This window comes from Acidovorax sp. LjRoot74, assembly GCF_964254355.1.
Lineage (GTDB): Bacteria > Pseudomonadota > Gammaproteobacteria > Burkholderiales > Burkholderiaceae_C > Acidovorax.
This window is the reverse complement of the sequence record NZ_CAXUTI020000001.1, coordinates 3,342,818-3,366,181: the sequence shown is the minus strand read 5'-3', so window position 1 is coordinate 3,366,181 and position 23,364 is coordinate 3,342,818. Positions and strand designations below refer to the sequence as shown.

The following is a 23,364-nucleotide window of genomic DNA, read 5'->3' as shown; positions in this document are numbered from 1 at the left end:
TATGGGGCTGTGCGTCAGTCGTCATCGTGGTGTCGCTGGCGTTCGGTGGATGTGCCGTTGGCCACCCAGCCGCTGGGCGACTGCTGCCACTGCCAGGCACCAAAGGCCAGTGTGGCGATCAGCAGCAGCGCGGCGAGCCAGGTGCGGTTCTTGGGGACCAGGTCGGGCCCCTTGCCCTCCACCCGGCCGGTGAGCATGGGCAGGGCATGGTTCTTGCGGCGCAGCACGCTCAAGCCCGCAATCAGCGCAATGTGGGCCAGCACCACCAACAGCAGGGCGTTGCCGAAGAACTCGTGCACTTCTTCCATCGCCTCGCCCATCCAGTGACCGCCCAGCGCGGCGCCCCAGTCGTTGTACGTGGCGTAGCCACTGAGTGTGAGGGGCAGCACCAGCGCGAGCAGCAACACGATGGCCAGCGCCATCAGCAGGTTCTGGCCTTGGCGCCAGTTGATTTGCGTGACGGAAGAGGCCTGGGGCAGGGCGCGCAGCCATGCGGGCGCCCCCGCCAGCTTGCGCCACAGCAGGCCCAGGCCCGAGGTGCGCGGCCCGAAGATGCCGTACAGCAGGCGAAAGCCCAGCAGCCCCGCCATGGTGTAGCCCAGCGTGACGTGCAGCAGCCGCCAGTGCTCGCCGTCGGCCGTGGCGTAGGCCCCGGCAAAGCACAGTGCAAACAGCCAGTGGAACAGGCGGGTGGGCGCATCGGTCACCCGGCGGCTGGGGGCCTTCGCGGGGGCGGGCTGCGCCGTGGCATCGGCGGGATGGAGGGTGGGGACGTTATTCATAGTGTGTTCCTTGATGGGGCAGTTCAGATTCACTGCTCTCAGTCGTTCCAAGTGCGGCGTGAGCGGGCATCCAGCCCTGCGGGCATGCGCAGGTTGTGTTCGTCAAACTGCCCCTGGTCTGCGCCTGTGTGGCAGGCCGCGCAGTTGGCAGCGCTTTTCACGCTGGCGAGCTTCCAGGTGGTGGGTTCGATCTTTCGGTGCTTGCGTTCAAACCATGCCGAGCGGGTGATGCGGTCCTCGGGGGGCTCTTCGTTCACGCGCTTGTAGGTGCCGGCGTGGGCCTGCAACCACTGGTTGAGCTGGCGCACGGTGGCCGCGTCCAGCGATGCATCGGTGCCGTAGTGCTTGTTCAGGCCCGTCATCACACGGTTCCACGACGCTGCGGGCAGCAGGCCGGGTGGGTAGGCGGTGTGGCAGGCAGCGCATTCCTGCGTGTAGGCGTTGGGCACATTGCGGGGCATGGCGCGCCCGCTGTCTGCATGGGCGCTGGAGAGGGACAGCAGGGTCAGCGCGCAAGCAGCGGCGGCCAGGGTTGCAGGTCGCAGGGGGGCAGGTTTTTTCATGGTGTCGGTCTCAGTGCTTGAGGGCGTTGAGGTAGGCCAGCACGTCAGCCTTTTCCACCGCCGTGCATTCGCGGCTCAGCACGTCGTTGCAGTTGCGGCGGAACCACTTGTCCACCTTGGCGGTGTCGGTAAAGGCCTTGGGGTTGAAGGCCGGGGCCAGGGGGGCGATCGACTTGCCGGTGCTGGCATGTTTGCCCTGCGCGGTGGGCGGTGTGCCGTGGCAGGATGCGCAAGACCACTCGCCGCCATGGCGCGTGGTGAAGAACACTTTGCCCTTGTCGGCGTTGCCCGGGCTGCCGGCCTGCGCGCTCCAGTGGGCAAGCTGTTGGGCAGTCGTGGTGTCGGCGGCGTGGCTCGCGCCAGCGGCTGCCAGTGCGCAGAGCGTGGCCAAGGTCAGTGTGCGAAGGGAGGTCATGCCATGGTCCTCGTGGGTTTTGTCTTGTGGAGCTATTGTTGAAATCCCTGCCTGAACGGCGTGTGAAAGGGCTGTTCATCCGCCGTTCAGATACCGAGCGGGACAATCGGCGCATGCACTCCTCCTACCCTCCTGTAGCTACCGGCGACCATGGCAAGCGCTGGCGTCTGGCGGCCTGTGTGCTGTGCGCTGCTGTGCTGGCCGTGCCATCTGCCAGGGCCAGCGGCAAGGACGACCATGACCGCGCGCGGCAGGCCGTGCAGGCGGGCCAGGTGCTGCCGCTGCCCACGGTGCTGGAGCGCCTGCAGCGCGAGGTGCCGGGCCAGGTGCTGGAAGTGGAGCTGGAGCAGGAGCGCGAGCGCTGGATTTACGAGATCAAGCTGCTGACGCCTGCCGGGCAGTTGACCAAGGTCAAGCTCGATGCGCGCACGGCCGAGGTGCTGCGCATCAAATCGCGCGACGATCAGCGCACCGGCCGATAACACGGCCAAGGCCAGCCCCGTGATTCACTGCCCATGCGCATCCTCCTGGTAGAAGACGACGCACTGCTGCGCACCCAGCTGCGCGCCGCGCTGCACGGTGCGGGCTACACCGTGGACGAGGCCGACAACGGGCGGGATGCCCAGTTTGTGGGAGAGACGGAGCCGGTGGATGCCGTGGTGCTGGACCTGGGCCTGCCGGTGGTGGATGGGATCTCGGTGCTCAAGCGCTGGCGTGCCCAGGGGCGCAACATGCCGGTGCTCATCCTGACTGCGCGCGACAACTGGCATGAAAAGGTCGCAGGCATTGATGCCGGGGCCGATGACTACCTGACCAAGCCCTTTCACATGGAAGAACTGCTGGCGCGCCTGCGGGCCCTGATCCGCCGCGCCAGCGGGCAGGCGTCGGCTGTGCTGCAGTGCGGCGACCTGCAACTGGACACCCGCAGCGGCCGCGTGACCAGCGCGGGCCAGCCCGTGGCGCTCACCGCGCATGAATACAAGGTGCTGAACTATTTCATGCACCGCCCCGGTGTGCTGGTGCCGCGCGCAGAGCTGGTCGAACACATCTATGCGCAGGACTTTGACCGTGACTCCAACACCATCGAAGTGTTTGTGGGGCGGCTGCGCAAGAAGCTGCCCGGCACCTGCATCGAAACCGTGCGCGGCATGGGCTACCGGCTGGTGCCGCCATGAGCCGGGGCGGGCTTCTTGCGGCGGACTGGAGCTGGGCGCGGTCGCTGCGGTTCCGGCTGCTGGCTGCCACGGTGGTGGGCGTGGCCGTGGCCGTGGTCCTGGCGGGGCTGGTGCTGAGCGGGCTCTTCCGCGAGCATGTGCAGCGGCAGTTCGAGGCCGCCCTGTTGCAGCAGCTGGACCAGGTCACGGCGCGGCTGGAGTTTGATGCCCAGGGCCAGCCGGTGGTGGCAGCCCAGGCGCTGTCGGACCCGCGCTGGCTCAAGCCGTACTCGGGCCTGTACTGGCAGGTGGATGCCATGGCGCCCGACGGGCGCAGCCGGGCGGGGGTGTTGCGCTCGCGCTCCTTGTGGGATACCAGCCTGGCCTTGCAGGCGGATGCGCTGGCCGATGGGGCGGTGCATGTGCACGAAGTGGTGGGCCCGCAGGGCGCGCCCTTGCTGGTGCTGGAGCGCACCGTGCGTGCCGAAGGCGTGGATGCTGCGCGCTGGCGCCTGATCGTGGCGGCCGATCTGCAGGCTACGCAGGCGGCCACTGCGCAGTTCACGCGCGTGCTGGGCTTGTCGCTGTTGGTGCTGCTGGTGCTGTTGACTGCGGCCGCCTGGGCCCAGGTGGCGGTAGGGCTGAAACCCTTGCAGGCGCTGCAGCGGGGCTTGCAGGATGTGCAGCAGGCACGCACCACCCGGTTGCAAGGCGTATTCCCCGCCGAGGTGCAGCCGCTGGTGGATGACTTCAACGCCGTGCTGGCCCGCAATGCCGAGGTGGTGGAGCGCGCGCGCACCCAGGCAGGCAACCTGGCCCATGCCTTGAAAACGCCGCTGGCGGTGCTGGAGAACGCGGCCCAGGCGACGGCCCCCCCCGCCTTCCCCGACGGCAGCGCTGCGCTCGCCGATCTGGTGCGCGATCAGGTCCAGGTGTCGCGCCGGCACATCGACTGGCACCTGGCCCGCTCGCGCGCCGCAGCGACGGCGCATCTGCCCGGCCAGCGCACCGACCTGGAGCCGGTGGTGGCGGGGCTGGTGCGGGTCATGCACAAGGTGCATGCCGAGCGGGGTGTGGAGATTGCCGTTGTGCTGCCCGAGACACCGCTGTTTTTTGTGGGCGAGGCGCAGGACTTGCAGGAGATGCTGGGCAACCTGCTGGACAACGCCTGCAAATGGGCGCGCTCCACCGTGCGGCTGGCGGCGCAGGGGCCCATGGAGCGGGCCGACGGGCTGCCGCCCCAGTTGGTGATCACGGTGGAAGACGATGGCCCGGGCATCGGCGCTGCGCAGCGCGCGCTTGCCCTGGGGCGCGGCGTGCGGCTGGACGAAACGGTGCCGGGCACCGGGCTGGGCTTGGCCATCGTGCAGGACCTGGCGGCCCTGTATGCAGGGAGCCTGGATCTGCAATCTTCGGAACTGGGGGGGCTGCGGGCCGCACTCACGTTGCCCGCTGCCCTGCAAACCCCGCCGCAATGACGACGAGGCTGCCTGCCTGCGTGCCTACATGCTTGCTCCCGAGACGCAGACCACGCAGACTGGCATAAATTAGAAGAAAAAATGGCCGTTTGCGCGCGACTGTATTCAGTTTATAGCTATCAATAAAATAGCAATCTACATCCGGCTGTCCACGCTGTTGCGCATGGCGGCCTCGGCCACGGCGTCCAGGGCGCCGTCCACCACGGTTTGCTGGGCGATCACGTGCAGGGCGCCTTGCTGGATCAGTCGGTCCACCAGGCGCAGCGTCATTGACTGGGTGCGGCCCGATGCGCTGGTGAAGAGGAAGAGGTTGCCGTGTGATCCGATCCAGGACAGCTGGGTGCGCTCCCACCGGCCGGCCACCAGCAGGTTGACCCAGCTGCCAATGGCCAGCGGGGGCAGGGCGTGGGCCTCGCCCGGGGTGGGGTGCGCATGCGCGGGTTCCGGGCTCTCGGACTCGGGGGCCTGGGAGGAGTCCATGTAGCCCGACTCCTTGGCCTCGGAGGGCGCGACCCAGGGGTCGTCGTCGTCCAGGGGGGCTGGCTGCGGCACGGCAGGGGCTGGCGGCCCGGTGCGGGGTGCGGCGGCACGGGGGGCTGCGGTGGGCGCTGCCGGGGTGGCCGCGCGCGGGCCGGGTTTGAAGGCCTGCTGGTGCAACTGCATCAGCAGCTCGAAAACCGCGTCGGTCCGCTCTGCGGGGTAGTCGATGGAAGCCAGGCCCTCGCGCAGCTTGGCCAGCAGTTTGGGCAGCAGGCGCGCGAGCTGGCCGGTGTTCTTGCGGGTCAGCTCGGGCTGGGTGCTCCAGATCAGGGCCTCCACCAGCTCGTGGTAGCGGCCGGGGTCGGTGCTGTGGGTGGTGTCGGCCAGGCGCGCCTCGGCCATCACCTGGGCCCAGGGGCCGAGCAAAAAGCGGGAGACGGCGTCGGGCACCTTGCCAATGTCGGGCAACAGCCAGATCTCGCGCGAGATCTGCGCGGCCAGCAGGTGGCGCCGCTCGGCATGTTCCAGCGCCTCGATGGCGCGCTGGCGCTCCTGCTTGCGGGCCTGTTCCTTTTGCTCCCACTTGGCGTGCAACTGCTGCAGCACCTGCTCGAAATCCTCCGGCCCCTCGATGGTGGCGGTGGACAGCGGCCCGGCGATGTTCATGAGCGAGCGCATGAAGCTCTGAAAGCCCGGGGCCTCGGTGCTGTCAAACGCCAGGCTGCGGTCGGTGATGTCTTGCAGCAGGCACCGCGCCGCGTGTTCCTTGTGGCTGAAGAAGCGCGTGTCGGTCAGCGCCAGCTGCATCAGCGCGGGCTCCAGTGCGCGGATGAACTGCTGCACGGGCCACAGCAGCCGGTTGTCGCGTGCGATGTTGTCCACCATCAGCGCGACCACCTCGGTGCTCAGAGCCTGCGCCAGCCCGCCACTGTGCTGGCGGGGCAGGTTGGCGGGGACATCCCCGGTGGGGGTGCCAGTGGCCTGCGCCCGCTGGCTGCCCAGGCGCTCCATCATCTGGCCGACCTGGTTCATCTCCTGCAGCGCCTCGAAGGCGGCGGGCACGGTCATGGCGAAGTCGGTGGCGGGCGGGTCGATGTGGGGGAGTTGGTCCGGGTGCTCGAATTCGCGGGAGAAGCGCTCCGCAAAAGTCTCGGGGGCCGCCGGGTGCTGCTCGGGGGCGGCGGGCTCATCCAGCTCGCCCAGCAGCAGGCGGCGCAGGCGGCCCAGCGTGAGCAGGGGGTCGGCGGTGGCCGGGGCGGTATGGTTGATGGGGTCGATGGGGCCCACATCGTGGGCAGGGCCTGACTCAAAGCCAAAGCCGGGCGACGCGCCGCCCTCGGTGGGCGCCACATACACGTACTGGCCGTTGGCCTGGCGCATGGCGTAGCCCACGGGCTGCACGCCACTTTGCTGGAGCCGCTCGGTCTGCGCGACATACAGCGCGCGCAACTCCTTGCCCAGCGCCTGGGCCATCTGCCCCATCCAATCGTGCCGTACCTGCTCGGTGACCTGCATCTGCGACACCACGGCCTGCAGCGCCTGCAGAAACGCGTCGGGGCGCAGCGGGTTGTGCTCGGGCTGCACCTGCGGCAGGCCCAGTGCCGCGCACACCAGGGCGTCGAGGTCGGCCAGCGGCCCTTCCACGGCCGATGCCAGCACCTGGCGGGCGCGGGCGCGCTCCACGCTGTCGCTGATCTGGGTTTCGTCCATCAGCTCCAGCTCGTCGAAGTGCACGCTGAACAGCGAACGCGTGGCTTTTTCTTCCTTGTGTGCGGATTGCTGGCTGAGTGCCTTGCGCAGTGCCTCGGGGTAGCGCTCGCACATCACCGGGGTCAGCCGCATGAGCTGCTGGCGGGCTTCGAGCATGGCGTGGTGCTCGCCCGGCGTGCGGGCCTGGTCCAGGCGCTGCTGCAGGGACATGCGCGTGGCTTCGGCAATGCGCTCCATCAGCGGGCGGGCCCCTGCGATCACGTCCTCGACAATGTGCTCGTACAGCGGGGCGGGGGGCGCGGAGGGAGCGGGGGCAGCAGACGGTGCGGTGTGTTTCAAAGCCATCTTTTCTGGAGAAAAACCGTTGCCCCGGATGGTAAGCCGCAAAAAAGGGGCCGAAGCCCCTTTTTGATGGTGGTGAGAACGGGTTTACCCGCCGTGGAACTTGACCACCAGCGGCACGATGAGCAGCGCCACGATGTTGATGATCTTGATCAGCGGGTTGATGGCCGGGCCTGCGGTGTCCTTGTAGGGGTCGCCCACGGTGTCGCCGGTCACGGCCGCCTTGTGCGCCTCGCTGCCCTTGCCGCCGTGGTGGCCGTCCTCGATGTACTTCTTGGCGTTGTCCCAGGCGCCGCCGCCGGTGCACATGCTGATCGCTACAAAGAGGCCTGTGACGATGGTGCCCATCAGCAAACCGCCCAGCGCCTTGGGCCCCAGGGCCAGGCCCACCACGACGGGCACGACCACGGGCAGAAGGCTTGGCACCACCATTTCCTTGATGGCGGCGCTGGTGAGCATGTCCACGGCCTTGCCGTATTCAGGTTTGCCGCTGCCGTCCATGATGCCGGGGATGGTGTTGAACTGGCGGCGCACTTCCACCACCACGGCGCCCGCAGCGCGGCCCACGGCCTCCATGGCCATGGCGCCGAACAGGTAGGGGATGAGGCCGCCGATGAAGAGCCCGATGATGACCAGCGGGTCCGACAGATCAAACGAGATGGCCTTGCCGTAGCTTTCCAGCTTGTGCGTGTAGTCGGCAAACAGCACCAGCGCCGCAAGGCCCGCCGAGCCGATGGCGTAGCCCTTGGTGACGGCCTTGGTGGTGTTGCCCACGGCGTCCAGCGGGTCGGTGATGTCGCGCACGCTGCTGGGCAACTCGGCCATTTCGGCGATGCCGCCTGCGTTGTCGGTGATGGGGCCGTAGGCATCCAGCGCCACCACGATGCCCGCCATGGACAGCATCGACATGGCCGCCACGGCAATGCCAAACAGGCCTGCTAGCTGGTAGGCCGCCAGGATGGCAAGGCAGACGAAGATCACTGGCCAGGCCGTGGACCGCATCGATACCCCCAGGCCCGCGATGATGTTGGTGCCGTGGCCCGTGGTGGACGCCTGCGCGATGTGTTGCACGGGCGAGTACTGCGTGCCTGTGTAGAACTCGGTGATCCACACCAGCGCGGCGGTGAGCACCAGCCCCGTGGCGCAGGCGCCGAACAACCGCATCTGGCTGCCCGTGGCAGTGACGGCGTTGTCCGGCATGATCCACACCGTCACGAAGTAGAAAGCGATGAGCGACAGCACACCCGCAATCGCCAGGCCCTTGTACAGCGCGGGCATCACATTCTTCATGCCCGGCGAGGCCTTCACAAAGAAGCAACCGATGATGGACGCGATGATCGACACGGCCCCCAGCGCCAGCGGGTACACCACGGCGTTGACCGGCGCGGTGGTCACCAGCAGCGCGCCCAGCACCATGGTGGCGATCAGCGTCACGGCATAGGTCTCGAACAGGTCGGCCGCCATGCCTGCGCAGTCGCCCACGTTGTCGCCCACGTTGTCGGCAATCACGGCGGGGTTGCGCGGGTCGTCTTCAGGGATGCCCGCCTCGACCTTGCCCACCAGGTCGGCGCCCACATCGGCGCCCTTGGTGAAGATGCCGCCACCCAGGCGCGCAAAGATCGAGATCAGCGAGGAGCCGAAGGCAAAGCCGATCAGTGGGTTGAGCAGCGTGGCCAGCTTGGCGTTGGGCGTGAGGTTGCCGTTGCCCGCCAGGAACCAGTAGAACGCCGTGACGCCCAGCAGCCCCAGCCCCACCACCAGCATGCCGGTGATGGCCCCGCCGCGAAACGCCACATCCAGCGCCGGGCCGATGCCCTGCGTGGCGGCCTGCGCCGTGCGCACATTGGCCCGCACCGACACATTCATGCCGATGAAGCCGCAGGCGCCCGAGAGGACCGCGCCCACCACAAAGCCCACCGCCGTGGTGCCATCCAGAAAAATACCGATGAGGACCGCCAGCACCACGCCGACGATGGCGATGGTCTTGTACTGGCGCGCGAGGTAGGCAGCGGCACCGGCCTGAATGGCTGCGGCGATTTCCTGCATGCGGGCATTGCCCGGGTCTTTGGCGAGGATCCATCCCCGCGCCCAGATCCCGTAGGCCACCGCAATCAATCCGCAAACCAGAGCCAGTATCAGGGGGGCAGTCAGCGCTGTAGTTCCAGCCATTCGTCACTCCTTTCAATCTTCGCAGTTGCACGGAAGGAAACATCACAACGCAGGTCGGTGGTGCTTCCGCTGCGTTGCTTCCTCGTGCTCCTGGGCCGTTTGAAAAGGGCTGGGAGTCGATTGGCCAACGGGCCCAATTTACAGCCAAACCATGGTTTGCAAGCGGGTAGAAAGGGACCTGCGCCTAAAATCAGGGTTAATCCCGACGCTTCATGGCGCTTGTTTGCGTTGCGTCAGCGCTCTGTGCATCGCGGGTTGCCGTTATCCAAACCACTATTCAAAGACATGTCCCTCAACAACGTCACCCCTGGCAAGAACATTCCTGAAGCCTTCAACGTGGTCATCGAGATCCCGATGAACGCGGACCCGATCAAGTACGAAGTGGACAAGGAATCCGGCGCGATTTTTGTGGACCGTTTCATGACCACGGCCATGCACTACCCGACCAACTACGGCTATGTGCCGCAGACCCTGTCGGGTGACGGCGACCCGGTGGACGTGCTGGTGATCACCCCCTACCCGTTGCACCCCGGCGTGGTGGTGCCCTGCCGTCCCCTGGGCATCCTGATGATGGAAGACGAAGCGGGCGTGGACGGCAAGGTCATCGCCGTGCCCACCTCCAAGATCCTGCCCATGTATGACCACTGGAAGGACATCGACGACGTGAACGCTATGCGCCGCAACGCCATCGCCCACTTCTTCGAGCACTACAAGGACCTGGAAAAGGGCAAGTGGGTCAAGGTGCTGGGCTGGGAAGGCATCGAGTCCGCCAAGAAGGAAGTCACTGACGGCATCGAGAGCTACAAGAAGTCGCAGGCCTGATAGCCCTTCGGGCGCTTTCAGCGCCCTGGCGCCGGTGCCGTATGCGTCGGCTGCTATCAAAATAAAAACACGCCACCCGCCCTGGGTGGCGTGTTTTTTTGTGGGCGGCGCTCTGGCAGGGTAGGGAAAAGCCGTGCCATGTGCGCCGGGGAGCGCTGATAGACTGCATTTTGTTACACGGCTGCGGCTGTCCCGGTAGTTCGAGGTACTTTGAGGTGATTCATGAAAATTTCTGATCTGCGCATTGGCGTCAAGCTGGCGGCGGGTTTCCTGGCGGTGGTGTTGCTCACCGCCTTGCTCGGCGCCATTTCACTGGTGCAGATGTCCCGCATCCACGCCAATGCCGAGGAGATCGCCACCAACCTGCTGCCCAGCGTCACGCAAACCGGCGAGCTGCGCGTGCTGCTCAACCGCATGCGCCGAGCGGAGGCGGGCATGGTCACGGCGCGCAGTGCGGCCGAGGTCAAGGCGTTTGCCGAGCAGGTCGCGGCGCGCCACAAGGACCTCAGCCGGGTCGAGGCGGTCTACGAGTCGCTCATCGACATGCCCAAGGAACGTGAGGTGTTCAACGCCTACAAGACCCGCAAGGCGGCGTATGTGGCCTTGCAGGACAAGCTGGCAGACATTGCCAAGGGCGTGGACTTCAGCACGGCCGAGACCATGGAGCTGACCGCTGACGCCTTGAGCATGCTGTATGCGGGCGAGTCGGAGTCGGCCTTTGTGACCACGGCCGAGACGCTGGGCGAGCTGCAGAAAATCAATGCGGACGCAGCCTTGCAGGCCAACGAGGATGCGAAGACGGTGTTCAATGTGGCGCGCGCATGGGTGCTGGGCACCCTCGCGCTGTGCGTGGCACTGGCCGCCGTGCTGGGCGTGGCCATCACCCGTGCCGTCACCCGCCCCGCCCACCATGCGGTGCAGGCTGCCCGCGCCATTGCCGATGGTGATCTGGCGACCGAGGTGCCTTTGGGCGGCAAGGATGAAATGGGCCAGCTGCTCAGCGCATTGGGCGACATGCGGGCGAACCTGGCGCGGGTGGTATCGGGCGTGCGCAGCAACGCCGAAGGCGTAGCCTCTGCGAGCTCACAGATAGCCTCAGGCAACAACGACCTGAGCGCGCGCACGGAACAGCAGGCCTCTGCGCTGGAAGAAACCGCAGCCTCGATGGAAGAACTGGGCTCCACCGTGCGCCAGAACGCAGACAACGCGCGCCAGGCCAACCAGTTGGCCGTGAGCGCCAGCACTGTGGCCGTCCAAGGCGGCGACGTGGTGGCCGAAGTCGTCGAGACCATGAAAGGCATCAACGCCAGCAGCAACAAGATTGCAGACATCATCAGCGTCATCGACGGCATCGCGTTCCAGACCAACATCCTGGCACTCAACGCCGCAGTGGAAGCCGCCCGAGCCGGCGAACAAGGTCGGGGCTTTGCCGTGGTGGCCGGAGAAGTACGCAACCTGGCAGGGCGCAGCGCAGAAGCCGCCAAGGAAATCAAAAGCCTCATCACCGCCAGCGTCGAACGCGTGGAACAAGGCACCGCGCTGGTGGACAAGGCTGGCGCCACCATGACCGAAGTCGTTGCCTCCATCCGGCGCGTGACCGACATCATGGGAGAGATCAGCGCCGCCAGCAGCGAACAAAGCGCAGGCGTAGGCCAGGTGGGAGAAGCCGTCACCCAGATGGACCAGGCCACCCAGCAAAACGCCGCCCTGGTGGAAGAAATGGCAGCGGCAGCCAGCGCGCTGAACGCCCAGGCAGGCGAACTGGTCAACGCCGTGGCCGTGTTCAAGCTGGACGCCCACGCCACCAGCGCCCAGCGCAGCAGCAGCCACAGCACAGCGACAACAGCGCGCCCCCCCATCGCAGCCCCCAGCTACAACGCCCCGCGCAACACCCCGGCCAAGACCGCCAGCCTGGGGACCCGCAAGCCCGCCACCAAACCAGCAGTCAGCCTGGCTGCACCCAAGGCGGCAGCCACCAGCACTGCACCAGCAGCTCCCGCAGCCAAAGCCCACAGCCCGGCCCCGGCGCCCAAGGCGGGGGGCAGCGACGACGACTGGGAGAGCTTCTGAGCGGCGCGGGCTGGGGGAGACGCAGAAACCTCAATAAAAATGGCCGTTCCCGCGCAACAGGCATGCCTTGCTAGCTATCGAAAGTAGAGCATCACCAAGACGAGGCAGAGCAACGCAGCACAACGCGCGCAGCACTGCACAACAAAAAGCACGCAGAGGGGGCATCCCTTCTGCGTGCTTTTTTGTGGGCTTTTATGGGGCGGCCCCCGGCGCATCAGCGGTGCGGGTCGGGGTACAGCAGCTGCAGCCCCGGCAACTGGGGGCGCTGGAAGGGCTGCCACACCACTCCGGGGCCCTGGGGCTGGCCCAGCCGGTCGGCCACGGCCCACCAGGCGCTGGGGTTCAGGCCAATGCCAAAGTGGCTGGCCACCACCTCGATGTTCTCGGTGTGCGGGTTGTGGTCGGCAGGCGCCTGGATGCTGCCACGCCAGGCCACCACACCATCGCTGCGCGAGAAGATGCTGGTGGTGGGCACGGGGGGCGCCTCCGGCAGGTTGTAGCTCTCGGTCTCGCGTTCGATGCTGCGGCCGCTGGCGAACTGGTAGATGCGCCAGGCGTTGGTGGAGGTGTGGTGCCCGGCGAACGGGGTGCCCAGCGTGATCACGCAGCGCACCAGGTCGGGCATCTCCTTGGCCAGTTCGCGGGCGTAGATGCCGCCCAGGCTCCAGCCCACCAGGCTGACCCTGTTGCCGCTGGCATCGGCCGCCTGCTGCAGCTGGCGCTTGGCGGTTTCCAGCACACCCTCGCGCGGACCCAGGTTCAGGCCCTGGCCCCAGCCCAGGGTGTCGTAGTTGCGCGATTCGAGATAGCGGCGCAGCGGCATGGTGGTGGCGTCGCCCGCCGTGAGCCCGGGGAACACGATCACGGTGTGCCCGTCACCCAGCGGGGCACGCTGCAGCACCGGCCAGGCAGGCAGCACCGCGCCAAACTCCCAGGGGGCACGCAACTCCAGCGCCAGCAGGGGCAGGCCGGGTGGCGGCATGTGGGTGGGGTCGGATTCTTTCTTGTTGAACAGGGCCATCAATTCATCGTTCCAAAGCAGGTTGCGCACATCGGTGTGTGGCTTGCAGCGACGGTAGCATTTTTTCGGCAGATGGCCGGGGGTGGAAATGGAGCTAGCTCTCCAATTCCTGCCTGGGGCAGGGGCTGAAGATGTAGCAGAAATGTGACTGCGAGGCAGCAGAAAAAAGGGCTTTGGCAGGGGGGCGTTTGGACACAATTTGTTATTGATTGCAACCTTTCGCTGCTATGCTTTGTGAACGCCCGCGCGGGCTTGGGTTTGACAGACCGCGTGCCTTGCCGAACGCCCCCGACCCCGAAAGACCGCGCCCATGACCGTCGAATTCGCCCCCGCTCCTTCCCCCGCACTGTCCTCTTCTTCCCCGTCGGCTTCTGCTCCCACCCCTCAGCGCGCTGCTGCCGCAGGCACTGCCCCGGGCGGGGAGTACCTGACATTTCGCCTGGGTGCCGAGGAGTACGGCATCGACATCCTGAGGGTGCAGGAAATCCGCTCGTACGAGCGGCCCACGCGCCTGGCGCATTCGCCCGATTTCATCAAGGGGGTGATCGACCTGCGCGGCCGCATCGTGCCCATCCTGGACCTGCGCGTGAAGCTGCAGTGCCCCGAGGCCAGCTACACCGATTTCACGGTGGTCATCATCCTGGACATCGGCGCCACCGTGATTGGTGCCGTGGTGGATGCCGTGGCAGACGTGGTCACGCTCACCCCCGATGCGATCAAGCCCACGCCGCAATTCGAGCGCCAGGGCCATGTGGATCCGGCCTTTGTTACCGGCATCGCCAGCCTGGGTGAGCGCATGCTGATCGTGATGGATATCGAGGCGCTGCTCAGTAGTGACGAAATAGGGTTGGTGGGCTCTGTCGGTCCGCGCTAAGGTGGAGGCTTCACGATTTGCAGGCGTTGTTGGTCACACAGAGTTTAAAAAAATTCACGTCACGAGGGGTAGCAACATGAACCAGATGAAAATCTCCACCCGCTTGAGCGGCGCTTTCGGACTGCTGGTGTTTTTGCTGTTGGCTATGGCGGGACTGGCACTGCTGGAACTCAAGGAGTTACGCGGCAGCTCTGAAGAAATCTCCGAGAACTGGCTGCCGAGTGTGCAGGCCGTGGGAGCCTTGGACTCTCAAGTGGCAAGCCTGCGGCTGGCCATCCTGGCGCATATGCTGACCACAGACTCTGCGACCAAGGGGGCGCTGGACAAGCAGATCGCAGACGAGCGCAACAAGCTTGGCGAGATGCGAAAGCATTACGAGTCGCTCATCAGCAGCCCTGAGGAGAAGAAGCTCTACGAGGAGTTCGGGGCCAGCTGGGCCAAGTACATTGAGGTCAACAATCGTGCGCTCGATTTGTCCCGCAACAGCGATAACGCCGGTGCAACCGACATCATGAGCAACGTTTCGCGGCCGCAGTATCTGGCCATCAAGGCCATTTTGGCCAAACTTATCAAGCTCAATGCGGATGGAGCCGCCGCAGCGTCGAAGGCTTCTGCGGACACATACTCCATGGCGCGATCCATCATGTTCGTCTTTTCGGTCGTGGCTATCGCTGTGGCCTTGGGGGCTGCCCTGTGGTTGATTCGCTCCATCACCCGTCCGCTGGCCCAGGCCGTAGAGGTCGCCGACCGTGTGGCCGCTGGCGACCTGAGCGGCCAGATCCTCGTGCAGTCCAAGGATGAAACCGGCCAGCTGCTGGCGGCCCTGCAGCGCATGCAGCAAAGCCTGGTGAACACCGTGGCCTCGGTGCGGCAGAACGCCGAAGGCGTAGCCTCGGCGAGCTCGCAGATAGCCTCGGGCAACAACGACCTGAGCGCGCGCACGGAACAGCAGGCCTCTGCGCTGGAAGAAACCGCAGCCTCGATGGAAGAACTGGGCTCCACCGTGCGCCAGAACGCAGACAACGCGCGCCAGGCCAACCAGTTGGCCGTGAGCGCCAGCACTGTGGCCGTCCAAGGCGGCGACGTGGTGGCCGAAGTCGTCGAGACCATGAAAGGCATCAACGCCAGCAGCAACAAGATTGCAGACATCATCAGCGTCATCGACGGCATCGCGTTCCAGACCAACATCCTGGCACTCAACGCCGCAGTGGAAGCCGCCCGAGCCGGCGAACAAGGTCGGGGCTTTGCCGTGGTGGCCGGAGAAGTACGCAACCTGGCAGGGCGCAGCGCAGAAGCCGCCAAGGAAATCAAAAGCCTCATCACCGCCAGCGTCGAACGCGTGGAACAAGGCACCGCGCTGGTGGACAAGGCTGGCGCCACCATGACCGAAGTCGTTGCCTCCATCCGGCGCGTGACCGACATCATGGGAGAGATCAGCGCCGCCAGCAGCGAACAAAGCGCAGGCGTAGGCCAGGTGGGAGAAGCCGTCACCCAGATGGACCAGGCCACCCAGCAAAACGCCGCCCTGGTGGAAGAAATGGCAGCGGCAGCCAGCGCGCTGAACGCCCAGGCAGGCGAACTGGTCAACGCCGTGGCCGTGTTCAAGCTGGACGCCCACGCCACCAGCGCCCAGCGCAGCAGCAGCCACAGCACAGCGACAACAGCGCGCCCCCCCATCGCAGCCCCCAGCTACAACGCCCCGCGCAACACCCCGGCCAAGACCGCCAGCCTGGGGACCCGCAAGCCCGCCACCAAACCAGCAGTCAGCCTGGCTGCACCCAAGGCGGCAGCCACCAGCACTGCACCAGCAGCTCCCGCAGCCAAAGCCCACAGCCCGGCCCCGGCGCCCAAGGCGGGGGGCAGCGACGACGACTGGGAGAGCTTCTGAGCGGCGCGGGCTGGGGGAGACGCAGAAACCTCAATAAAAATGGCCGTTCCCGCGCAACAGGCATGCCTTGCTAGCTATCGAAAGTAGAGCATCACCAAGACGAGGCAGAGCAACGCAGCACAACGCGCGCAGCACTGCACAACAAAAAGCACGCAGAGGGGGCATCCCTTCTGCGTGCTTTTTTGTGGGTCCTTCAAGGTGCAGCCCGCCAGCGCCAGCGGCCTGACCGGGCCTTGCCCTGGTGCTGGCCAGGCGCTTGGCTCTGCAGGTGCGCGTTGCCGTCTGGCCATACCGGTTGTATTCAAACGTAACATAAAGCGCTATGCTGGCCCCGTTGCCCGGTCGATGGGTTGACTGGGCGCACGGCATCCCTACCAGGAGAATTGCCATGAGCCAGTTCAAGATCTCCACCCGCCTTGCTGGATTGCTCGCTGCCCTGTGCCTGCTGGTGCTGCTGGTGGGCGGGGCCGGGCTCTTTGGCATGGGGCAGTCCAACGCCGGTCTCAAGTCGGTGTACGACGACCGGGTGGTGCCGCTCAAGCAGATCAAGGTGGTGGCGGACATGTACGCCGTCAACGTGGTGGACACTGCCCACAAGGTGCGCGACGGTGCCATGACCCCAGCGCAGGGCCTGCAGTCGGTGGCCGATGCGCGCAAGGCCATCGACACCAACTGGAAGGCCTACCTGGCCACCCAACTGGCGCCGGAGGAAACCCAGCTGGTGGCGCGCTTCAAACCCCTGCAAGCCAAGGCCGATGCGGCCACCGACACCCTGGCAGGGCTCTTCAAGGGGGGCGACATGGCTGCGCTGACCACCTACGCGGCCAAGGAGATGTATCCCGCCATCGACCCGCTGCAAGAGGTGCTGGGCCAGCTGATGCAGGTGCAGCTGGACTACGCCAAGGCCGAATACGACCGCGCGGCGGCGAGTTTTCAGACCATCCGGGCGCTGGCGCTCGCGGCCGTGGTGCTGGGCATCTTGCTGGCGGTGCTGATGGGCGGGGCGATGATCCGGCAGATCTCGCGCTCGCTGGACAACGCCGTGCAGATCACCGACTCGGTCGCGCAGGGCGACCTCACGGTGCCCATCCAGGCGCGTGGCAAGGACGAGATCGCCCAGTTGCTGGGCGGCCTGACGACCATGCGCGACAACCTGGCGCATGTGGTGTCAGGCGTGCGCGGCAATGCGCAGGGCGTGGCCTCGGCCAGTGCCGAGATCGCCTCGGGCAATAACGACCTGTCGATCCGCACCGAACAGCAGGCCAGCGCGCTGCAGGAGACGGCAGCGTCAATGGAGGAGCTGAGTTCCACCGTCAAGCAGAACGCCGACAACGCCCGCCAGGCCAATCAGCTCGCCATGAGCGCATCCACGGTGGCGGGGCAGGGGGGCGACGTGGTGGCCGAGGTGGTGACCACGATGAAGGGCATCAACGACAGCAGCAAGAAGATCGCCGACATCATCAGTGTGATCGACGGCATTGCCTTCCAGACCAACATCCTCGCGCTGAACGCGGCCGTGGAGGCCGCCCGTGCGGGTGAGCAGGGCCGTGGCTTTGCCGTGGTGGCGGGCGAGGTGCGCAACCTCGCGCAGCGCAGCGCCGAGGCCGCCAAGGAGATCAAGTCGCTCATTACCGCCAGTGTGGAGCGCGTGGAGCAGGGCACCCTGCTGGTGGACAAGGCCGGCACCACCATGACCGAGGTGGTGGGCGCCATTCGCCGCGTGACCGACATCATGGGCGAGATCAGCGCCGCCAGCAGCGAGCAGAGCACCGGTGTATCGCAGGTGGGCGAGGCCGTGACGCAGATGGACCAGGTCACGCAGCAAAACGCCGCCCTGGTCGAAGAAATGGCCGCTGCCGCCAGCAGCCTGAGCCATCAGGCCCAGGCCCTGGTGGGGGCCGTGGCGGTGTTCAAACTGTCAGCAGACCAGGCGCGGGTGGCGCGGCCCAGCGGCGCCACGGCTTCCGTGCCGATCTCCGTGCCCCCCGTTGGCATGCCCAAGGCGACCAGCCACGGTGCGGCAGGCAAGGCCACACTGGCGCTGCGCCCCGCATACGCCTCTGCCGCCACAGCCAAAAAGGCGCCTGCTACTGGCTCTGCCACTCCCAGGGCAGCGAGCGCAAGCCCCAAGGCCGCCCAGCCGGTCGCCGCAGGTGCGGAGGATGAGTGGGAGAGTTTTTGACCTGCGTCAGGAAAGCGCACCGTTTGTAAGCGTTTTGCACCTTTTGGGGGCATAGACTGCTTGACAGTGCGCAGAGCCGCTCCAGAGCGGCTCTGTCATTTTTAGTATTTCAGGCCTGTTGACGACCGACAACACGCAGAGGGCACTGCGTGTTTTTTTTCGTCTGTGCGAGCTGTATCCCCAAAAAACCTTGTGTTAGTTCGCGATGTGATGTCCTCATCCATCCTTTTGGATGAAATGATAAAATCATATTTATCAAAATTGTGATAAAATTTTCGAAATTCCAGGCCTGGCAGCGGTATTCGGCAGTGCACGGAAATCCATGCCCAGCGAGACAACGGCGGTCAACGGATGGCAAAAATTTATAAAACCACGAAAGAGTCCATGAACAACCTCAAAATCGGAGCACGCCTCAGTCTGGCCTTTGGCCTCATCCTGTTGATCACTGCGGCCATTGCCGCCACCGGCGTCTGGCGACTGGCGGTGCTCAAAGAGGCCAGCAGTCGCATTGCCACGGTGGAGATGGAGCGCAACGCCCTGGCGCAGGAATGGAAGGCGGCCATTGACCTGAATTGGGTGCGGGCGTCGGCATCGCTCAAGGCCACGGACGCGGGCTATATCCAGTCGCTGACGGCCGACATGGCGGCCACGTCGCAGCGCGCCAGCGAGGCGCAAAAAAAGCTGGAGGCGCTGGTGGATGACCCCGTCGAAAAGTCGTTGATGGAGCGCGTGGCAGTCACCCGCAAGGCCTATGTGGATGCGCGTGCCAAGCTGCTGGACCGCAAGAAGGCGGGCGAGGATGTATTTGCGTCGGTGGACAGCGACCTCAAGCCCCTGGCCACCGCCTACCTGCAGTCACTGGCCGATGTGGCAGACAACACGCACAAGCAACTCGATCAGTTTGAAGACAGCATCATCCAGGACGCCGGGACCAGCCAGTGGGTGCTGGCGCTGGGCGCGGTAGTGTCGGTGGTGCTGGGCGCATTGTTTGCGCTGTGGACCACGCGTTCCATCGTGGGGCCGGTTCAGCAGGCTGTGCGCGCGGCCGATGAAATCAGCCACGGCAACTTGTCGGTTCAGATTTCCGATGTGGGCCATGGCCGCAATGAGATGGCCCAGCTGCTGCGTTCGCTGGACGAAATGCAGCAGAACCTGTCGCGCATCGTGGGGCACGTGCGCTCGGGCTCCGAGAACGTGGCCACAGCGTCGTCCGAGATCGCCCAGGGCAACAACGACCTGAGTGCGCGCACCGAACAGCAGGCCAGTGCCTTGCAGGAGACGGCTGCATCCATGGAGCAGCTCAACTCGACCGTGCGACAGAACGCCGACAACGCCCGTCAGGCCAACCAGCTTGCGCAGAGTGCGTCGTCGGTGGCTGTGCATGGCGGCGAGGTGGTGAGCCAGGTGGTGGGCACCATGAAGGGTATCCACGACAGCAGCAGCAAGATCGCCGACATCATCGGTGTGATCGATGGCATTGCCTTCCAGACCAACATCCTCGCGCTCAACGCGGCCGTGGAAGCGGCACGCGCGGGCGAGCAAGGCCGGGGCTTTGCGGTGGTGGCGTCCGAGGTGCGCAGCCTGGCAGGCCGCTCGGCCGACGCGGCCAAGCAGATCAAGACCTTGATCAATGACAGTGTGGAACGCGTGACCGCAGGCACCACGCTGGTCGATCAGGCGGGTGCGACGATGACCGAGGTGGTCGGTGCGATCAAGCGGGTCACGGACCTGATGGGCGAGATCAGCGCCGCCAGCTCCGAACAGAGCCAGGGCGTGGCCCAGGTGGGCGAAGCTGTGACACAAATGGACCAGGTCACCCAGCAGAACGCCGCCCTGGTCGAGGAAATGGCAGCAGCTGCCAGCAGCCTCAACAACCAGGCGCAGGACCTGGTGAGCACGGTGGCATTTTTCAAGCTGTCGGCGGGTCAGGCCATGGCGGTGAAAGCAGCCCCCGCGCCCCTGGGGGCCCCTGGGGCTGCGGCGTCGGGCGCCAACAACGGCAGGGCCGTTGCGTCCACGGCCTCTGCCCATCGGGTACCACTGGCCAAGCCCCGTGCTGCGCTGCCCAAGGCTTCACCAGCCAGCAAACCCCTGGCTGCGCCTGCCACTGCCCGAGCACCCCGTCAGGCCGAAGGCAACGACACCGATTGGGAAAGCTTCTGAGGCGCCCGGTGGGCGATGGCGCTGGTTGCCCGCCGGGGGCGTCAGCGAAGGTTGTGTTCACATCTTCTCAGGCCATCGTCTTGAACGGGCTGCGTGCCTGCAGCTCCTGCAGATAGCCTTCGACCCCCGCGCCCTCGCGCTCCAGAAAACGCTCCACGGCCTCGGCAAAGGCCGGGTGGGCCAGCCAGTGCGCGCTGGTGGCCTGCACGGGCAGCAGCGCGCGGGCCATCTTGTGTTCACCCTGGGCTCCACCTTCAAAGCGCTGCACGCCGTGGGCGATGCACCACTGCAGCGGCTGGTAGTAGCAGGCCTCGAAGTGCAGGCAATCCACCCGCTCCAATGCGCCCCAGTAGCGGCCATAGGCCACCAGGTTAGAGTCTTTTTGGCCGCTACCGCCTGATGGTATTGCCCCGATAGCTATCAAACTGGTAGCAATGGGGCGCCCATCACGCTCTGCCACGAACAGGAGCCAGGCCTCGGGCATGTGGGCCGCCATGCGGGCAAAAAAGTCGCGCGTGAGGTAGGGCGGGTTGCCGTGTTCGAGGTAGGTGCGCTCGTAGCAGCGGTAGAAAAAATCCCAGTCGGCTGCGCTGATCTCGGCCCCCCGCGACCAGCGGAAGCGGACCCCGGCCTCCGCCACGCGGCGGCGCTCCTGGCGGATCTTCTTGCGCTTGTCCTGGGAGAGGCTGGCGAGGAAGTGGTCGAAATCGGTGAACTGGTTCGAGCCGCCGCCGGGCCGCCCCAAGGCGGCGAGCGCCCCCTCGGGGGGCAGCGAGGACACGCCAGTGCCGAGCGTGGGGGTCACGCTTTCACCGCCGCCGGGCCGCCCCAAGGCGGCGAGCGCCCCACGGCCCGGCGAAGCCGGGGGCCCTTCCCCAGCCTGGGGCAGCGAGGACACGCCAGTGCCGAGCGTGGGGGCCACATTCTTCCAGTGGAACTGCACGGTGTGCCGCAGCATCAGGCCCCGCTCGGCGCTGGTCTGCACATCGTCACCGCTCGCAAACAGCACATGCACGGACGACACCCCCTCTTGCTCGCACCACTGGCACACGGCCTGCACCAGCAGCGCCCGCATGGCCTCGTCGCGCGCTAGCAGCCTTGTGCCGGGCACGGGCGTGAAGGGCACGGCCACCACGGCCTTGGGGTAGTAGGGCACGCCGTGCTGCTCATAGGCGCTGGCCCAGGCCCAGTCAAAGACGTACTCGCCGTACGAGTGGTTCTTGAGGTACAGCGGGCAGGCGGCCACCAGGGTGTCGCCCTCCCACAGGGTCATGAAGCGCGGCGTCCAGCCGGTGCGGGGCGTGGCGCTGCCGCTTTCGTGCAGGGCGGCCAGGTACTCGTGCCGCAGGAAGGGCGTGGGGTGGCTTTGCTGCGCGAGCAGGGCGTTCCAGGTCGCAGCGTCCACCTCCAGCGGGGACGCGAGGACGCGGGCGATAATGGCAGCTTCCTCAGCCATGCGCTCCCCCGCGCTGCCCACCGCAGCCCGGGGCTGCATGGGCGGTATCCAACCCGGCCAAAACGGCCGACTCCAGTTCCATGACGCTCTCCATTTGCACTGCGCAGCTCAACTTTGTCGTGGGCGACATGCCCGGGAATGCGCAGAAGATCATTGCCGCTGCGCGCGAAGCCTATGCCCAGGGCGCGCGGCTGTTGCTCACGCCCGAGCTGGCGATCTGCGGCTATGCGGCCGAAGACCTGTTCCTGCGCCCCGCCTTCATCGCGGCCTGTGATGATGCCGTGAAAACCGTGGCCCGCGAGACCGCAGGGTTGAAGGGCCTGGCCATCGTGCTGGGCCACCCGCAGGCCCTGACGCCCGATGCCCCGGCCTTCAGCGCATGCCACAACGCGGCCAGCGTGCTGCGTGACGGCCGCATCGAACAGACTTACGCCAAGCGCGAGCTGCCCAATTACCAGGTGTTCGACGAGCGCCGCTATTTCGTGGCGGGTGCAGAACCCTGTGTTTTCGAGGTGGAGGGCGTGCGCGTGGGCGTGCTGGTCTGCGAAGACGCATGGTTTGCCGAACCCGCGCGCAGCACGGCAGCGGCGGGCGCGCAGCTGCTGGCGGTCATCAACGCATCGCCTTTCCATCTGGGCAAAAGCGCCGAGCGCGAGGCCACCATGCGCGAGCGTGTGGCCGAGACCTGCCTGCCGCTGGTCTATGCCCATCTGGTGGGCGGGCAGGACGAGGTGGTGTTCGAGGGCCGCTCGTTCGCGTTGAACGCCGATGGATCGGTGGCCGGGCGGGCGCCAGGTTTTGAAGAAAAACTGGTGTTCGCGCGCGTCCATCAAGCGCAAGCAGCTATCAAAATTGAAGCGGACATTGCCCCCGAGAAAAGCCTGGAGGCGGATCTGTGGGACGCACTGGTGCTGGGCGTGCGCGACTATGTGGACAAAAACGGCTTCCCCGGCGCGTTGCTGGGCCTGTCCGGCGGCATCGACTCGGCCCTGGTGTTGGCCGTCGCGGTCGATGCGCTGGGCGCCGACAAGGTGCGCACGGTGATGATGCCGTCGCCCTACACGGCCGACATCAGCTGGATCGATGCGCGCGACATGGCCGAGCGCCTGGGCGTGCGTTACGACGAGATTTCCATCAAGCCGCAGTTCGAGGCCTTCAAGGCCGCGCTGGCCGGCGACTTCGCGGGCCTGCCCGAGGACACGACCGAAGAGAACCTGCAGGCGCGCATCCGCGGCACGCTGCTCATGGCCTTGTCCAACAAGTTCGGCGCCATCGTGCTCACCACGGGCAACAAGAGCGAGATGTCCACGGGTTACTGCACCCTGTACGGCGACATGGCGGGTGGCTTTGCGGTGATCAAGGACGTGGCCAAGACGCGGGTGTTCGACCTGGCGCGCTGGCGCAACGCGAACGACCCGTACGGCACGGGCGCCAACCCGATTCCCGAGCGCATCATCACCCGCCCGCCCAGCGCCGAACTGCGGCCGGACCAGAAGGACCAGGACAGCCTGCCGCCGTATGAAGTGCTCGACGCCATCGTGGCGCGCTACATGGAGAACGACGAGCCCATCGAATCCATCATCGCCAGCGGCTTTGCGCGCGCCGATGTGGAGCGGGTTACGCGGCTCATCAAGCTCAATGAGTACAAGCGCCGCCAGGCGCCCGTAGGGATTAGAGTGACACGCCGCAGCTTCGGCAAGGACTGGCGTTACCCTATCACCAATAAATTCCGCGCCTGACGGCGGTTTTCTGACCGTTCCGCCGTCGCGCCGCCTGCATTTTTCTATCTTTCACA

At 66.1% G+C, this 23,364-nt stretch carries 17 protein-coding genes; 10 read left to right on the top strand and 7 right to left on the bottom strand.

Features of this window, described 5'->3' with window-relative positions:
• Positions 1-14 precede the first annotated feature (14 nt).
• The 3 genes from ACSQ3O_RS15670 to ACSQ3O_RS15660 are packed head-to-tail and all read right to left on the bottom strand — an operon-like array spanning position 15 to position 1,760.
• The gene (locus ACSQ3O_RS15670; RefSeq protein ID WP_436139561.1) at positions 15-782 is read right to left on the bottom strand and encodes a cytochrome b/b6 domain-containing protein; all 768 of its coding nucleotides are present in this window, start codon (positions 780-782) and stop codon (positions 15-17) included.
• A 38-nt stretch (positions 783-820) separates the two neighbouring features.
• Positions 821-1,345 (bottom strand): diheme cytochrome c, encoded by a 525-nt coding sequence (locus ACSQ3O_RS15665; protein ID WP_436139560.1) that lies wholly within the window; start codon positions 1,343-1,345, stop codon positions 821-823.
• A 10-nt stretch (positions 1,346-1,355) separates the two neighbouring features.
• Positions 1,356-1,760, bottom strand: a complete 405-nt coding sequence (locus tag ACSQ3O_RS15660) for a DUF1924 domain-containing protein (protein WP_436139559.1) — start codon at positions 1,758-1,760, stop codon at positions 1,356-1,358.
• Between the two features lie 113 nt (positions 1,761-1,873).
• On the opposite strand from ACSQ3O_RS15660, the gene ACSQ3O_RS15655 reads away from it, so the two are divergent.
• From ACSQ3O_RS15655 to ACSQ3O_RS15645, 3 genes are read left to right on the top strand one after another with little or no spacing between them, the layout of a single operon-like run.
• The gene (locus ACSQ3O_RS15655; RefSeq protein WP_436139558.1) at positions 1,874-2,242 is read left to right on the top strand and encodes a PepSY domain-containing protein; all 369 of its coding nucleotides are present in this window, start codon (positions 1,874-1,876) and stop codon (positions 2,240-2,242) included.
• A 33-nt stretch (positions 2,243-2,275) separates the two neighbouring features.
• On the top strand, positions 2,276-2,935 hold the full coding sequence (locus ACSQ3O_RS15650; RefSeq protein ID WP_436139557.1) for a response regulator transcription factor: 660 nt from the start codon (positions 2,276-2,278) through the stop codon (positions 2,933-2,935).
• Positions 2,932-4,392, top strand: coding sequence for a sensor histidine kinase (locus tag ACSQ3O_RS15645; protein WP_436139556.1), 1,461 nt, complete (start codon positions 2,932-2,934; stop codon positions 4,390-4,392). The genes ACSQ3O_RS15650 and ACSQ3O_RS15645 overlap by 4 nt, the downstream gene beginning before the upstream one ends.
• A 135-nt stretch (positions 4,393-4,527) precedes the next feature.
• Here the strand turns inward: ACSQ3O_RS15645 and ACSQ3O_RS15640 are convergent, their stop codons facing one another.
• Positions 4,528-6,927: a DUF1631 family protein gene (locus ACSQ3O_RS15640; protein WP_436139555.1), complete on the bottom strand. Its 2,400-nt coding sequence runs from the start codon at positions 6,925-6,927 to the stop codon at positions 4,528-4,530.
• A gap of 84 nt (positions 6,928-7,011) precedes the next feature.
• Complete coding sequence (locus tag ACSQ3O_RS15635) at positions 7,012-9,093, bottom strand: sodium-translocating pyrophosphatase (protein WP_137748248.1); 2,082 nt, start codon at positions 9,091-9,093, stop codon at positions 7,012-7,014.
• A 285-nt stretch (positions 9,094-9,378) separates the two neighbouring features.
• On the opposite strand from ACSQ3O_RS15635, the gene ppa reads away from it, so the two are divergent.
• Both ppa and ACSQ3O_RS15625 read left to right on the top strand, forming a co-directional pair.
• On the top strand, positions 9,379-9,915 hold the full coding sequence (gene ppa, locus ACSQ3O_RS15630) for an inorganic diphosphatase (protein ID WP_436139554.1): 537 nt from the start codon (positions 9,379-9,381) through the stop codon (positions 9,913-9,915).
• Positions 9,916-10,137: 222 nt separating this feature from the next.
• Complete coding sequence (locus tag ACSQ3O_RS15625; RefSeq protein WP_436139553.1) at positions 10,138-11,985, top strand: methyl-accepting chemotaxis protein; 1,848 nt, start codon at positions 10,138-10,140, stop codon at positions 11,983-11,985.
• Positions 11,986-12,199: 214 nt separating this feature from the next.
• On the opposite strand, the gene ACSQ3O_RS15620 is transcribed toward ACSQ3O_RS15625, so the two are convergent.
• The gene (locus ACSQ3O_RS15620) at positions 12,200-13,006 is read right to left on the bottom strand and encodes an esterase/lipase family protein (protein ID WP_137748674.1); all 807 of its coding nucleotides are present in this window, start codon (positions 13,004-13,006) and stop codon (positions 12,200-12,202) included.
• Between the two features lie 310 nt (positions 13,007-13,316).
• Here ACSQ3O_RS15620 and ACSQ3O_RS15615 point away from each other — a divergent pair, with 310 nt between their 5' ends.
• The 4 genes from ACSQ3O_RS15615 to ACSQ3O_RS15600 all read left to right on the top strand — a co-directional run bounded on the left by ACSQ3O_RS15615 (position 13,317) and on the right by ACSQ3O_RS15600 (position 20,113).
• Positions 13,317-13,880, top strand: a complete 564-nt coding sequence (locus ACSQ3O_RS15615) for a chemotaxis protein CheW (RefSeq protein ID WP_436139552.1) — start codon at positions 13,317-13,319, stop codon at positions 13,878-13,880.
• A 76-nt stretch (positions 13,881-13,956) separates the two neighbouring features.
• Positions 13,957-15,768, top strand: coding sequence for a methyl-accepting chemotaxis protein (locus ACSQ3O_RS15610; RefSeq protein WP_436139551.1), 1,812 nt, complete (start codon positions 13,957-13,959; stop codon positions 15,766-15,768).
• A gap of 388 nt (positions 15,769-16,156) precedes the next feature.
• Complete coding sequence (locus tag ACSQ3O_RS15605; RefSeq protein ID WP_436139550.1) at positions 16,157-17,950, top strand: methyl-accepting chemotaxis protein; 1,794 nt, start codon at positions 16,157-16,159, stop codon at positions 17,948-17,950.
• A 384-nt stretch (positions 17,951-18,334) separates the two neighbouring features.
• Positions 18,335-20,113, top strand: coding sequence for a methyl-accepting chemotaxis protein (locus tag ACSQ3O_RS15600; RefSeq protein WP_298457874.1), 1,779 nt, complete (start codon positions 18,335-18,337; stop codon positions 20,111-20,113).
• A 67-nt stretch (positions 20,114-20,180) separates the two neighbouring features.
• Here ACSQ3O_RS15600 and ACSQ3O_RS15595 read toward each other — a convergent pair whose 3' ends face one another.
• On the bottom strand, positions 20,181-21,608 hold the full coding sequence (locus tag ACSQ3O_RS15595) for a GNAT family N-acetyltransferase (protein ID WP_436139549.1): 1,428 nt from the start codon (positions 21,606-21,608) through the stop codon (positions 20,181-20,183).
• Positions 21,609-21,649: 41 nt separating this feature from the next.
• On the opposite strand from ACSQ3O_RS15595, the gene ACSQ3O_RS15590 reads away from it, so the two are divergent.
• A complete protein-coding gene (locus ACSQ3O_RS15590) occupies positions 21,650-23,308 on the top strand; it encodes an NAD+ synthase (RefSeq protein ID WP_436139548.1) in 1,659 nt (552 codons plus the stop codon).
• Positions 23,309-23,364: the final 56 nt, after the last annotated feature.

Coding starts and splice junctions, on each gene's coding strand:
- ACSQ3O_RS15670 (WP_436139561.1), bottom strand. CDS start 782: ATGAATAACGTCCCCACCCTCCATCCCGCCGATGCCACGGCGCAGCCC.
- ACSQ3O_RS15665 (WP_436139560.1), bottom strand. CDS start 1,345: ATGAAAAAACCTGCCCCCCTGCGACCTGCAACCCTGGCCGCCGCTGCT.
- ACSQ3O_RS15660 (WP_436139559.1), bottom strand. CDS start 1,760: ATGACCTCCCTTCGCACACTGACCTTGGCCACGCTCTGCGCACTGGCA.
- ACSQ3O_RS15655 (WP_436139558.1), top strand. CDS start 1,874: ATGCACTCCTCCTACCCTCCTGTAGCTACCGGCGACCATGGCAAGCGC.
- ACSQ3O_RS15650 (WP_436139557.1), top strand. CDS start 2,276: ATGCGCATCCTCCTGGTAGAAGACGACGCACTGCTGCGCACCCAGCTG.
- ACSQ3O_RS15645 (WP_436139556.1), top strand. CDS start 2,932: ATGAGCCGGGGCGGGCTTCTTGCGGCGGACTGGAGCTGGGCGCGGTCG.
- ACSQ3O_RS15640 (WP_436139555.1), bottom strand. CDS start 6,927: ATGGCTTTGAAACACACCGCACCGTCTGCTGCCCCCGCTCCCTCCGCG.
- ACSQ3O_RS15635 (WP_137748248.1), bottom strand. CDS start 9,093: ATGGCTGGAACTACAGCGCTGACTGCCCCCCTGATACTGGCTCTGGTT.
- ppa (WP_436139554.1), top strand. CDS start 9,379: ATGTCCCTCAACAACGTCACCCCTGGCAAGAACATTCCTGAAGCCTTC.
- ACSQ3O_RS15625 (WP_436139553.1), top strand. CDS start 10,138: ATGAAAATTTCTGATCTGCGCATTGGCGTCAAGCTGGCGGCGGGTTTC.
- ACSQ3O_RS15620 (WP_137748674.1), bottom strand. CDS start 13,006: ATGGCCCTGTTCAACAAGAAAGAATCCGACCCCACCCACATGCCGCCA.
- ACSQ3O_RS15615 (WP_436139552.1), top strand. CDS start 13,317: ATGACCGTCGAATTCGCCCCCGCTCCTTCCCCCGCACTGTCCTCTTCT.
- ACSQ3O_RS15610 (WP_436139551.1), top strand. CDS start 13,957: ATGAACCAGATGAAAATCTCCACCCGCTTGAGCGGCGCTTTCGGACTG.
- ACSQ3O_RS15605 (WP_436139550.1), top strand. CDS start 16,157: ATGAGCCAGTTCAAGATCTCCACCCGCCTTGCTGGATTGCTCGCTGCC.
- ACSQ3O_RS15600 (WP_298457874.1), top strand. CDS start 18,335: ATGAACAACCTCAAAATCGGAGCACGCCTCAGTCTGGCCTTTGGCCTC.
- ACSQ3O_RS15595 (WP_436139549.1), bottom strand. CDS start 21,608: ATGCAGCCCCGGGCTGCGGTGGGCAGCGCGGGGGAGCGCATGGCTGAG.
- ACSQ3O_RS15590 (WP_436139548.1), top strand. CDS start 21,650: ATGACGCTCTCCATTTGCACTGCGCAGCTCAACTTTGTCGTGGGCGAC.